General features: G+C 59.2%; 10 protein-coding genes and 1 pseudogene. 8 read left to right on the top strand and 3 right to left on the bottom strand.

What is annotated here, in order from left to right:
- Window positions 1–328: 328 nt before the first annotated feature.
- A complete protein-coding gene (locus E5X88_RS28440) occupies window positions 329–1,627 on the top strand; it encodes a SidA/IucD/PvdA family monooxygenase (RefSeq protein ID WP_127241405.1) in 1,299 nt (432 codons plus the stop codon).
- 1,105 nt (window positions 1,628–2,732) lie between these two features.
- Here the strand turns inward: E5X88_RS28440 and pyrE are convergent.
- Window positions 2,733–3,329: an orotate phosphoribosyltransferase gene (gene pyrE, locus E5X88_RS28435; RefSeq protein WP_287308591.1), complete on the bottom strand. Its 597-nt coding sequence runs from the start codon at window positions 3,327–3,329 to the stop codon at window positions 2,733–2,735.
- Between the two features lie 1,027 nt (window positions 3,330–4,356).
- Complete coding sequence (locus tag E5X88_RS28430; protein WP_287308590.1) at window positions 4,357–5,142, bottom strand: acetoacetate decarboxylase; 786 nt, start codon at window positions 5,140–5,142, stop codon at window positions 4,357–4,359.
- A 949-nt stretch (window positions 5,143–6,091) separates the two neighbouring features.
- Between E5X88_RS28430 and E5X88_RS28425 the strand changes: the two genes are divergently transcribed.
- From E5X88_RS28425 to E5X88_RS28395, 7 genes are all read left to right on the top strand, one after another.
- Complete coding sequence (locus E5X88_RS28425) at window positions 6,092–6,286, top strand: hypothetical protein (RefSeq protein WP_029356503.1); 195 nt, start codon at window positions 6,092–6,094, stop codon at window positions 6,284–6,286.
- A gap of 449 nt (window positions 6,287–6,735) precedes the next feature.
- Entirely contained in the window at window positions 6,736–7,893 is a 1,158-nt protein-coding gene (locus E5X88_RS28420) for a TlpA disulfide reductase family protein (protein WP_127221093.1), read from the top strand.
- Between the two features lie 330 nt (window positions 7,894–8,223).
- Window positions 8,224–8,667, top strand: coding sequence for a DUF269 domain-containing protein (locus tag E5X88_RS28415; RefSeq protein WP_240992585.1), 444 nt, complete (start codon window positions 8,224–8,226; stop codon window positions 8,665–8,667).
- Between the two features lie 46 nt (window positions 8,668–8,713).
- Window positions 8,714–8,917: a CCE_0567 family metalloprotein gene (locus E5X88_RS28410; RefSeq protein ID WP_029356497.1), complete on the top strand. Its 204-nt coding sequence runs from the start codon at window positions 8,714–8,716 to the stop codon at window positions 8,915–8,917.
- Window positions 8,914–9,231: a ferredoxin III, nif-specific gene (gene fdxB, locus E5X88_RS28405; RefSeq protein ID WP_029356496.1), complete on the top strand. Its 318-nt coding sequence runs from the start codon at window positions 8,914–8,916 to the stop codon at window positions 9,229–9,231. The genes E5X88_RS28410 and fdxB overlap by 4 nt, the downstream gene beginning before the upstream one ends.
- On the top strand, window positions 9,140–9,634 hold the full coding sequence (locus E5X88_RS33715; protein WP_348628884.1) for an exopolysaccharide production repressor protein: 495 nt from the start codon (window positions 9,140–9,142) through the stop codon (window positions 9,632–9,634). Before fdxB ends, E5X88_RS33715 begins: the two co-directional genes overlap by 92 nt.
- A gap of 276 nt (window positions 9,635–9,910) precedes the next feature.
- Window positions 9,911–10,924: a 1-aminocyclopropane-1-carboxylate deaminase gene (locus E5X88_RS28395; RefSeq protein WP_292167285.1), complete on the top strand. Its 1,014-nt coding sequence runs from the start codon at window positions 9,911–9,913 to the stop codon at window positions 10,922–10,924.
- A gap of 56 nt (window positions 10,925–10,980) precedes the next feature.
- Here the strand turns inward: E5X88_RS28395 and E5X88_RS28390 are convergent.
- Window positions 10,981–11,179: pseudogene (locus E5X88_RS28390) on the bottom strand (7-cyano-7-deazaguanine synthase); the annotation flags it as partial.
- Window positions 11,180–11,517: the final 338 nt, after the last annotated feature.

Below are 11,517 nucleotides of genomic sequence, written 5' to 3'. Positions count from 1 at the left end.
ACGCCCCTCGAAGAAAGAGCCGCTTCCGTCGTAACCGGGAAACAGTCAATCCTGGGGTGGAGGCAGCCGCTAGGAGCCGCCGTAAAATCCGGAGAGCTGCGCGACAGCATCACACGCGGTCCTTCTCGCTCTTGGGTTCGGATGATGCGGTGCCCGCTGTCGATGTCGCCCATTGAGCTCAAGACCTGGAAGGCCGCGCAGGCTTTTGCCTTCCTCTCAGTCGGGACCGCGGCTCAAGGATGCCTGTGAGGTTCGCAATGCTCAATGCCTGGCGGTCGCCGCGCACATGCCGCTGAGTTGGGAAACACTCCTAGAGGAGCAAGGATAAGTGGAGCTCTTTTGCATTGGTATCGGTGCTGGGCCGTCTAATTTGAGCCTTGCGTGTCAGATACAGGAAGAGATTGCGCAAGGGGCACTGTTCCTGGATCGGCAGGTTGATTTCCGCGGACATCCAGGCAGCGCTTTCGATTGCGCGGAGCTCCAGGTCGGCCACTTCCAGGATCTGGTTACTCTGGTCAATCCGCGATCAGCCTACACATTCGTAAACTACCTCCACGAGAACGGGCGTCTTTACCATTTCCTCAATGCGCAATTTCACGGGGTGCTCAGAGCCGAGTTCGCTCAATATCTCAACTGGGCGTTCCAGAAGAATCCGCTTGTCCGTGGCGGCGAGGCCGTTCGCGAAATCCGCTTTGACGGCGAGTTTCGCGTGCGGACGGACAACGCGGTCCTTGATGCGAGAAACCTCGTCATCGACATAGGCAAGCAGGCGCAAATTCCGCCTCAGTTTCATGGCTGGACTGGACCCAACCTGTTCCACTCATCAGACCTAGCGCATATCCATCCTGAGGTGCACAAAAAGCATGTCTGCGTGGTTGGCGGCGGACAGTCGGGAGCCGAGCTGCTGCTGCACCTTGTCGGCCGGCCGAAAGAACGGCGGCCCGCGGCGGTCACTTGGGTCTTGACGCGCGAGATGCCTTTCGACGACCACCCGTTCACAAACGAGCTGTTCACGCCTTGCTTTTCGGATCGTTTTGCGGCCATGAGCGAGGTGCATCGCCAGCTGTTCCTGCGGCGTTTCGCGCTTGCCTCCGACGGGATTTCAGAAAGCACGTTGCGCGCGGTCTATCAGGCGCTCTACCACCACGCCTTTCTCGAGCCACACCAATGCGACATCACACTGCGGCCAAGTTGCAACGTGTCGCGCTGCATCAACGCAGGGGCGGGGCACAGGCTCACGCTGCAGCGCGGCATGGATAACATCGGAGAAGTAACCGCGGACATCGTCATCCTGGCCACGGGGTACGAGAACGCGCTGCCGGACTTCCTGGAACCGATCGCAGATCGCCTCGAGCAGATCGGCAATGAGCTCGCCACCGGCGAGGATTTTTCGGTGTACTGGGACGGACCGCGAGACAGACGCCTTTTCGTTCAGAACGCCTGCCTTGGACAGCGCGGGCTGGCTGATCCGAACTTTGGCCTGCTGGCCTGGCGAGCGCGCCGCATCCTGGACAGCCTTCTGGGGCGCGCGCCATGCACCAATCCCGAGCATCTGGGCTTCATCAGCCGTACGTTGATCGAGCGCCGGCCCGACCTCGTAGCCGAAGAAATGGGCAGCGGGATATAATGGTCTACTATTGTTCATTGGCGGTGGCATCCAGGGAATGATGTACGCCTTCGTTGCGGCGAACGCGGGAGCCTTAGCCCAGATCATCTTGACCGAATAAGCACTCGGGCCCTGAGGCACATCGTATATTCTGCGGACCTTTCCCCTACGCTCGTTAAGTCCTTACGTTCACTCGAAAGGGTGCGGTAGCCTCAGCGGCCATGGCTGAGCCCGCGCTCAGCGGGGAGGGTCCTTGCCTTTGGCGATGCATGTCGTGGCTGGACCCGGTGAGTTAGGTGAGTCCGGCCCGGTCTACCCAGCCCCTGCGCCCGCCCCGAAGCCGCTCGCCCGCTCAGCGCTATCGAGGGGGCGCTCGCGCGGCTTCGCTGACCGCCGCGTTACAGCGTAAGGACGCGACCCCAGTGAAGGCATACTCCAGTGTCGCCAATCCCGTTTGGTTGGCCCGCCGCAAGCCGGTCCAACCAAAGGCCGAACTCGCCAATTCGCCAGCCAACTCCACCAACGATTGTCTAAATCCGCTACCCAGGGCGGTTCGCTCGGGCTCGCTTGCTTGAGCACGGCACAGACGGGATCGCGAGCATGATGCCGCGGAATGGGAACGCATCATGCTTGGGCACGAGGGCCCGTGCCAACGCGCATCGCGCCAATCGGCGTCGTCACGTCCGAGATTCAGCACCGGCTGCTCGGCGCTTTTACGCTCGCATCATGGGCCGGCATGCCGCTGGCGATCCATGACGCGATGCCGCCGAGGCTGCTAGTTCATGGAAAGCGATAAGCACTAGATTAATGGGCAACCTCGTCGGGACCGAAAAGGGCGCTAAACCGGCTGGCTAGATCGATCCAGGGTGCCGCGTCTCCGCGCTCTGAAGCTATTCGAACGACCGTCGCCAGATAATCGGTAAAAGCCTTCAGTCTGATGGCGCCTTGCTCAGAAAGGTGGTCAATGGCGTCAAGCGGCTGGTGAACGGCAGCCAGCATATGTTGCACCAAAAGCAGTGAGGATGGGCAAGGGCAGTCGCTCTTACTCGCGAGGCGCCTGCACTCGCTGCAAAGCGGCGGAATGTCCTCTAAGGCTAGGTCGCCGGAAAGCCGTTGTATGAGATTGTCAGTGGCGTTCCACAAATTCGCTCGCATGCAGAACGGAATGCAGCGTGACCCCATGTTGGGCTAGCAGCGCCGTAGCTCCCTCGTCGCGGTCCACGAGGCAAGCAGCGTCACCTACAATGCCCCCGACGCGGCGAACCTCTTCAATCGCCTTCAATATCGACTTGCCGCTTGTGGCAACGTCGTCAACGATCAGGACGACTTTTCCCTCGAGATCTTCTTTGGGCCCAAGACCTTCAATCACGTCCCTTGTGCCATGAGACTTCGGAGTTTTGCGAACGAAAATCGTGTTTATGGGTTTGTTCATCGCCGAGCTGACAGCTGCCATCGATCCGATTACGGGGACCGCTCCCATTTCAAGGCCGCCGACGTACTCTGCTTTCACTTGCTCAGCGATTTTTAGGAACTCAAGAGCGGCAAGTTGCGCGCCTCGCGCCATCATCATGGTAGGCTTCATATTGAAATAGATGTCGCTCTCTATGCCCGACGAGAGCGTGTAGCGTCCGGATCGAAAAGAGCGCTCACGGACGATTTCGCGGAGTTCGTCCTTGTCGTGTTGGCTGGAATCAACTGGTCTGAATTTTGCCAGTGCCGCCATAGATCTGACCTCGCCCTAGGGAAAAAATTGGGTGCGGCATGCACCTAGTCACTACCGCTATGTGGCTTATGCAAGTGTTCGCGGGGTGTGTCAATTAATGTCAATACCGGTGCGACCGTTTCGCGCAGATTTTTCCATTATCGTTATTGGGTGCCTAAAGCGTGATCACGGGTTTCCCTACGGCTGGGTAGCGTTGGCTACCCGCCCTTGCCCGATCTCGGCAGGCACGGCTTTTCTCGATGCGGGCCGTCTCTTTGAGGATTTGGGCGTTTCATCCTCGTCCGCTCGAGTTCCGCCTCGCTCGGCCCCGTTTGCGCCAGCTTCTTAACCAGGTTGCGCATGAGGTGAGCGTTTCGGCCGCCATGTCGGCCCGTGTCGCTCTTGTGATGACGAGTGGGCAAGGCCGCGCTTTTCGTGCAACCTCCTCGTAGAGGCGCGAGAGGTAAAGTTCGAGCCGCCGAGAATTTTTGTCATCAGCACCGCGGCGCAACATTTCGGCTCGCTTCATCTGACGACGGTAAAAAGCAAAGTTCAAGGTAGGTCGTAGTCCACCTCCCCTGCCGGCCGAGTCTTTACGGCGATATCGGCGACAGGGGCGAGCGTCTGCCTCTGAGGCAGACGCCGAACAGCAGGCCGAGCCTTACACTGATTTTGGTGACATTGAGTTCGCCGACACCCGTGAGATGGAGCCTATCACGGGCGGGAAGCGCCTTGTGGCAGAACTCGACAAGCGGCGCTACGTTCTGGACGCCGGCGTTGCTGACAGGACATCGAGGCGCCCGAAGGTTTCGATTGCCTGCATCAGCCGCGTTCCACCTGCCTCTCACCTTGGCAACCATTTTTCGTCAATCGATCGATCCCGGACGCCGTTGTTGGACTTCGCTGTGATCAAGATCCGCGGACCACTCTTGCTCCCTCGCGGGCGAACCGCGCTTTCCTTGCCGACCCCGCTCGCGGCTTCGGCGATCACCGCCACCTTGTCGATAAGCCGGCCACCGGCTCCCCGTCGCGCTGGTTCAATAAAATATCATTGTGAAAGTTCATGGTTTCTTCCTTTCCGATGGCGAGGCTCGGCTTCCGCGAGATAGTCGTGGACGACCTTCCCGAGCGCGAGCGTGAGATCGGCGACGAGGTGTACGGCCGAGACTACTTCCAGCACCGGCAGTTCGGCGACGGGGGCAAGCGCATGCGACCAGAGGTTCAGGGCTGCCGGGCCGGTCCAGGCGCCTCTCAGATCGATGTCCTCCAGGTGGTATTCCACGAGTTCGCAGATGCGCGGCGTGCCGTCGACATGCGGGATGATTTTGAGGAGGAAGTTCGGGTCGGCGAGCGAGGCCTTAACGCTCGCAAGGTCCGCGGCCCGGTGCTTGTAGCCCATCGTACCCGTCGCGACGCGGACCGGGCCGTAGTCCAGCGTGCCAACAAGCGTGTCCGTCTCTGTTCGGAGCGTTGGGCTGGCGAGCTTCTTGGGAAAGCCCCACAACTCGCGTCCGCCCGCTGTCGGCGGATGGTCGTCGAGAAACATGCAGTGGGTGTAGCTCCCCATGCGGCCGCAGAAGGAGACAGGGATGACCTGTCCGCTTTCCGTGTAGTCGCCGAAGCCCGTCGAGTCCGGCATGCGAACGAACTCGAATTTGACCAGAGGCTCGCACACCTGAAGCGGCTCCGGCACAAGGTCGCGCAGTTTTTGCGGATCGGTGCGATATGTGATGATCAGATACTCCCGGTTGCTGAAGCGATATGGGCCGGGTGGGTAGGCCGGGCTGGTCAGGGGCATGGCGAAAGCTCTCCCACGGACGGTATCTTGGTGCATGTTTGAAATTCCTTTGTGCTGGCTCACGTGGGCTTAGATAGGTCTCGATGATGGCGGCGAGGCTCTCCGAGGTGCCTTCGTTAGCCTGGATGCATGGCGTGATCGCGCGTAGCCATTTTGCGCTGGGCAATTGCCTCGGGGCGCACTCATTGTATGGTCGCGGACGCGGTTCCATGGGTACGGTTGTGGTCGAGAATCAAGATTCGAGGTAAAGTGATTTTGTTCCTCATTTGAAGGCGCTGCTTCCCGTCTGCTCTCGTGGTAGGAGGAAGTGGAGTGGCGGCCAGCTCCGATTTCGCCTCATGGCGGGGTTTGCGGATCAACGCGCACGCGCCATGCCAAATGAGAAATCGTGGAGGCAAAGCGATAGATCTTGCTCAGCTACGTTACGTATCCGACGTTGTCGGACATCGGATAGCGCCGAACGGGACCGCTTGCGGATTGGGAGGACGTCTCGTTCTTTTGCGCAAGAGGACCTCCGCCCCTCAGGCAAATAGCTCCGACCGGGGCGCTATGCTTCACCACCGTCGGCCCGGGAAGTAACGCTCTTTATGCCGAGGTGTTCTCCCACTGGACGCCGCGCATTCGCCATCATGTGAAAGAGTTCTACTGCTCGACGACCAGAAATTCTCGACCAGCCGGGGCCATGCGGCTAGGGCAAGGAGGCTCTGGGCCCAAAGGCAGGTTGACGTCGTGCGTACCCATTCGGCGCTGGTACGCCCGCAAGGTGAGCTGGACGCGCTCCGCCGGGGGAACGAGACATTTCAAGGGATCTTGCGATATCCGTCGTGTTAGCCTCGCCGTCTTTACCGGTGTGGTTCGAGGCGCTAGTCAGCGTGACGCGCCTTGCATAGTGCCCGATCACCCGAGAACGCCTGTGATCCATCGCGAGGAAATACAGCGGACCTCATTTGCTGGCAGAACGCCTATCCGACCCAAGTACCTTCTAATGGCGGCTGGCTATCCTGCGGCGCAGATTACTGCAGTCGCGCTCGAACGTGGGCAGGTAGCGTCGCTCGACGCCTGGCTGCAGAAGTGGAGGCAGCGAAGGGCATCCGATACATTGGTGCAGCATTACGTGCTGTCGGGGCTCAACGCCGCGCTGATTGAGCCCAATGCCGCCGACTTGCCAGCCGCGTGGTGATTTATGTCCACGAGGCAAGGATCCACACGCGGCGGTGGCGGCACGAGGACCAAGCCGCCCCGCACTTTCGACCCGGCGCCAAAGTGCCACTGCTCGAGGACGCCGGCCAGTCTAATGACAGGCGAGCCATCCAAGCTCTCACCTGTCCTAAAGCGGCTGGCTCAAGAGGGCGAAACCCGACAGCGGCAGAAGACATGTCAGGTCCACGACAATCGGCCGTGTTTGGGCTCGTGGAGAATTTTCAAAGCATTCCCCGCCGCTTACCGGAGCTGAGAGGGGTTGGCACGCCCATTGCTGCTTGATGGGCGGCAACACTGTGAGAGGGCTGAATCGCATGCAAACGCGCAAGACGAGCGATGGCCTCCTGATCCGTGTGTTGCGATTCTGACAGAGAAACCAACTACGCATAAAAGCCACGAAAGGTGTGGGTAGCTTTGGATAAGAACATCATGGAACTGCGTATGGGGTCCCCGGCTCCTCCGATCAAAGTGGAGAACTGGCTGCGTGGCGAGCCCGTCACGAACTTTAAGCCCGGCAAGGTCTACCTCGTTGAATTTTGGGCGACTTGGTGCGGACCATGTGTCGACGCCATGCCCCATTTGATTGAACTGCAGGAGAAATATAAAGACAGCGGATTTGAGATTATCGGAGTCGCAGCTTGCGAACAGGCTGCAACCGCGGACGAGGCGCGGACCAACGTGGATGCCTGGCTGACCGAGAAGTTCCCGAATCTGAATTATCGTATCGGGTTCGATTACATTGGCGAAATGAACAAGCTCTGGATGGATCCCAGCTCTTCGATTGGGATTCCCACCTCGTTCGTGGTCGACCGCGACGGCCACATCGCTTTTATTGGCCACCCGGCGGAACTCGATGACGTTTTGCCGAAAGTCCTTAACGGCAGCTGGCGCAGCAGCTATGAAGCGAAAGCCGCCGATGCAAAGCGCATCGCGCATAACCAACTTGCAGCGCGCGAAATGTCGCTTACCCGGCCGATATACGCCAAACTTACGCCGGCGATGCAGGCCGAGGATTGGACGGCGGCGCTCTTGGCCATCGAAGAAGGCCTCGCCTTGATGCCAGACTCTTATGAGTTCCGGCAGATTCATGCGGATCTTCTGCTTCACAAGCTGCGCGACATCAAGACCGGCATGCCGGTCATGCGAGAATTGGTCGAGGACGCGATCGACAAAACGTCCGAGGCGGTGTCGTGGATGGCCTTGGCCCTCAACCAACTCTTCGATCCCACGATGGACAATTCCCATCTTCCGCGCGCCGAGCGCTTTGCGATGGGCAACGAGCTCTCGGAACAGATACTGACCTTAAATCCCCCACAAGGCGATGGCCCGTTTAAATACCGCCGGTACCTCCCGGTAGCTCAGTATTATTACGAGAGCGGCAACAAAGATCGCGCAATCGAGTTGATCGAGGTGGCACTGAAATCGGTGGACCGTCTGGGGCCAATTCCGGACCACACCAAACAGTACTATCTTACCCCATTGCTCCAAGCACTGGCCAACTACACGGGTGAGCCTGCCTGTCACGCGGATCTTTGTGTGGCTCCGCAAAACAAGGCACCCGAAACTCAAAACGCAGTCGCTTCCTGAGCAAGAATCGCGAAGGGACTGACAATTGGAATTGAACACTGGCCAATCCGCCCATCGAGGCTCGCTTCGCAGCAAGTATGTCGATGCAGCAAGGGCGGGCGGCTTGCGGCAGGGTGGATTTCAATTGCGTTGACCACCGGTCGGATCGCGGCGCAGACGATGTGCGCCGCGAATTCGCGCCGTAGGTCTCGCACTCGTGGACATGTCGAGGTCGGCCACGGGGCACTCTTGGGTGGGGTTGGGCCGCCCAAGCCATTCGTCGGCCACGCAAGTGGGCCCGGAGTGGGCATCGCAGGAAAAGGAAATCGTCCCTCGAAGACGAAGACTGAAATGAGGAACAACGAAATGCCTCATGCACCGGTTGGCCCTGCTGTCAACAAGGACGAAGAAGCCCTTGCTCGCCCGTTCGTCAAATGCCTTCTGCGGCTGATCCGTACTCAGGATTCCTTCGGCTTATGGGAAGGCAATTCGGACGCCGAGCTGCTGGCCGAATTCATCATCACCAAGGAACAGCAATGTGCGACCCCTCTCATCGGCGATCCTGATTCGGACGCGCTGTGGAGGCTCGACATGTTTTACACCGCCGTGGCGCTTGCGATTGAGGAGCGCTCCGGCGTGTCGACGTCGCCAATAATTGGAATGAAACCCCTGGGGGCTTCCGGCGGTTGGTCGTTCTATCGAGATGTCCACCGGTTCGGCTTCGAGACTCTCCGCAAACTGGCTGAGGCCGGTACGAAACTGGTCGACGATGCGACTGCAGTCATTGAAGCCTAGCCCGAGATGGCGCGCATCAAGAAAACCATTGTTCCAGGAAGGATCTATGTCAGACCTAGATAAGATGAGGAAGAAAGTCCGAAAGCTCCAGTTGCGTGCAGCTATTGCCAAGATGGCATTGCAGGACCTTGTCGAGGGTCTGCCGGGCAAGTGGGCCGACATACAGGAAGTCGCCGAGAAAACCCACGCCGTTTATGCCGAGTTGGATGTTGCCAAGAGAGAACTCGCTTCAATGAAGAATTTAGGATGATGCGCACATTCACCACTCGTGACGGCTCCATTTGGATGCCGTCGTACCTGACCTTCATCGATAGCAAGACCTGCATCGGCTGCGGCCGTTGTTTCAAGGTCTGCTCGCGCGATGTCATGCATCTTCACGGCGTCGATGACGCGGGTGAAATCCTCGGCCCCTGCAATGACGAGGATGACGATTTCGACGGCGAGCTCAATCGCATGATCATGGTTGTTGACAATGCCGGCCGCTGCATCGGCTGCGGAGCCTGCGCCCGCGTCTGCCCCAAGAACTGCCAGACGCATGTTGCGGCCGACGAGCTCGCAACATGATCTGGCGAAAAACCAGGAGAACGGCGTTGCACTTCATATCTTTTGTCGGCTCGTGGGGCTGGTCCTGTGCAGCAATGCGTCGATGGTTTACTTCGCTTCGCATTGGACCCATGTGGCAGTCGTCACGACGCTGGCCTGTTCGCTGCTGCTTCAGGCCGGCTATCTCGACACCGTGCTCTTTCTGATCTGGCGGTCTAGCCGCGCTCGTGGAACTCGCCACATGGGCCAGCATGTCAATGGTTCCAGGGAAGCTCGGTATCAGTCGCCTGACTCTGATCAGCTGCGGAATGAAATTTTCAGCTGTGTCCCGGCTTATGGTCGAATGCCCAGCATGTGCTGCTGCTTTGATGCGCGGATGACAGGATCAGTGCTCAGACCCACACCAATTTTGGTCACCCTCTGATGACTGAGTTGATCGTATAGGGAATCTGTGTTCGGCTAAGACGCGACCACATTCGGTTTGTCCTTAGGCCGGGAGATGCGGGTGTTGGGTCGATTAGGCACATAAGAGTCATCGCAGCACGCCGGATGCGGTCTGCTTGTCGCAACGACAAACTCGGTGCTGCAATAAGGATGAACGTTTTCTGCACCCGCTTCGAAAGACGGGTGGCTTTGATCACACACACCCTTGGGCTGACCGGTGCGTAGCCGGTTCAGGTACTTTTTTGCTGGAGAGAGCATGCTGGAAAAATTCGAACGTTATCCGCTCACCTTTGGGCCCACGCCGATCGAGAGGCTCGACCGCCTCGGCAAGCATCTGGGCGACAAGGTGGAAATCTACGCCAAACGCGAGGATTGCAACTCCGGTCTCGCGTTCGGCGGAAACAAGCTGCGCAAGCTCGAATACATTGTGCCCGACGCGATCGCGTCAGATGCCGATACGCTCGTCACAATCGGTGGCGTGCAGTCCAACCATACGCGCATGGTCGCTGCGGTCGCCGCCAAGATCGGCATGAAATGCCTCCTGGTCCAGGAGAGCTGGGTCCCACATGATGATGCTGTCTACGACCGGGTCGGCAATATCCTCTTGAGCCGCATCATGGGGGCAGAGGTGCGCCTGGTTGCCGAGGGCTTTGACATCGGCATCCGCCGCAGCTGGGAAAAGGCACTTTATGAGGTCAAGGCAAGGGGCGGCAGGCCCTATGCGATACCGGCCGGCGCCTCTGTCCACAAATACGGCGGCCTGGGCTATGTGGGGTTCGCTGAGGAGGTGCGCGCCCAGGAAAAGCAGCTTGGGTTTGCCTTCGACTATATCGTCGTCTGTACGGTGACTGGTTCAACCCACGGCGGCATGCTCGTCGGGTTCGCCAAGGACGGTCGACAGCGCAACGTGATCGGTATCGATGCCTCCGCCATGCCCGCCAAGACCAAGGCGCAGGTGCTTGGCATCGCCCGAAATACAGCGAAGCTCGTCCACCTCGGAGCGGAAATTGTCGAGGAAGACGTGGTATTGCTCGAGGACTACGCGTACCCGGGTTATGGCGTTCCATCGGAGGAAACCAAAGAGGCAATCCGTCTGTGCGCGCGGCTCGAGGGCATGATTACCGATCCCGTTTACGAGGGCAAATCGATGCAAGGGATGATCGATCTCGTCCAGAGGGGCTTCTTTCCAGATGGATCGAGGGTCCTCTACGCACATCTAGGTGGCGCCCCGGCGATCAACGGGTACGGCTACACCTTTCGCAACGGCTGACGTTCGGCAGACTACGATTCCGCCGTCCTGCCGTACCGGACGTGCATAGCACTGTTCAGCGCTGGGCCGGAAAGGCCGAGGTCAATTTCGCGGACGTCGATGATCTGTAGAACTGTTCATTCGCTCCGCAGAGGGCCGGCGAATCCAATCTCTTCCTATGCCGTTGGCCGTAATCGAAAGACACGAGGCCGGCGAGTTCGTGCTCAGCTGCCACTGTGCTAGCAAGGGAACGGAATCCAATCCCCCGGAGCAGATGGCGAGAGTTGAGCGAAGACTGCGGAGCTCTTGCGCTTCCGGGTCTCCGAGGGGACGACTTTGCGAACCGAAGGGAGTTTGATGCGTTGACGTGGCCGGCGTGCGGCAGGTTGGGCCAGCGACAGAGCTCCCAGCCGGCCGGGAAGCACCGCCCTCTTCAATGTGCGTTGACTTCGCTTCCTTTGGCGAAATGTGGGTAACGGCGAGGGCCGCACACTTCCCGGACCCAAATGACCGTCGAGATTCCCGCCCTTCTGGTGCGTTCGCCGTGAGGCGCGACAATTCGGTGCCCGCGTGTAACTGCGCGCATTCGCCGAAGCTTAGACGTGGTGCATTCC

This window comes from Mesorhizobium sp. (assembly GCF_004962245.1).
GTDB lineage: Bacteria > Pseudomonadota > Alphaproteobacteria > Rhizobiales > Rhizobiaceae > Mesorhizobium.
Note: the sequence above shows the minus strand (reverse complement) of the source record. Positions and strands in the feature narration are given on the sequence as shown.

Coding starts and splice junctions, on each gene's coding strand:
- pyrE (WP_287308591.1), bottom strand. CDS start 3,329: ATGGCGGCACTGGCAAAATTCAGACCAGTTGATTCCAGCCAACACGAC.
- E5X88_RS28430 (WP_287308590.1), bottom strand. CDS start 5,142: ATGCACCAAGATACCGTCCGTGGGAGAGCTTTCGCCATGCCCCTGACC.
- E5X88_RS28425 (WP_029356503.1), top strand. CDS start 6,092: ATGGCGGCTGGCTATCCTGCGGCGCAGATTACTGCAGTCGCGCTCGAA.
- E5X88_RS28420 (WP_127221093.1), top strand. CDS start 6,736: ATGGAACTGCGTATGGGGTCCCCGGCTCCTCCGATCAAAGTGGAGAAC.
- E5X88_RS28415 (WP_240992585.1), top strand. CDS start 8,224: ATGAGGAACAACGAAATGCCTCATGCACCGGTTGGCCCTGCTGTCAAC.
- E5X88_RS28410 (WP_029356497.1), top strand. CDS start 8,714: ATGTCAGACCTAGATAAGATGAGGAAGAAAGTCCGAAAGCTCCAGTTG.
- fdxB (WP_029356496.1), top strand. CDS start 8,914: ATGATGCGCACATTCACCACTCGTGACGGCTCCATTTGGATGCCGTCG.
- E5X88_RS33715 (WP_348628884.1), top strand. CDS start 9,140: ATGCCGGCCGCTGCATCGGCTGCGGAGCCTGCGCCCGCGTCTGCCCCA.
- E5X88_RS28395 (WP_292167285.1), top strand. CDS start 9,911: ATGCTGGAAAAATTCGAACGTTATCCGCTCACCTTTGGGCCCACGCCG.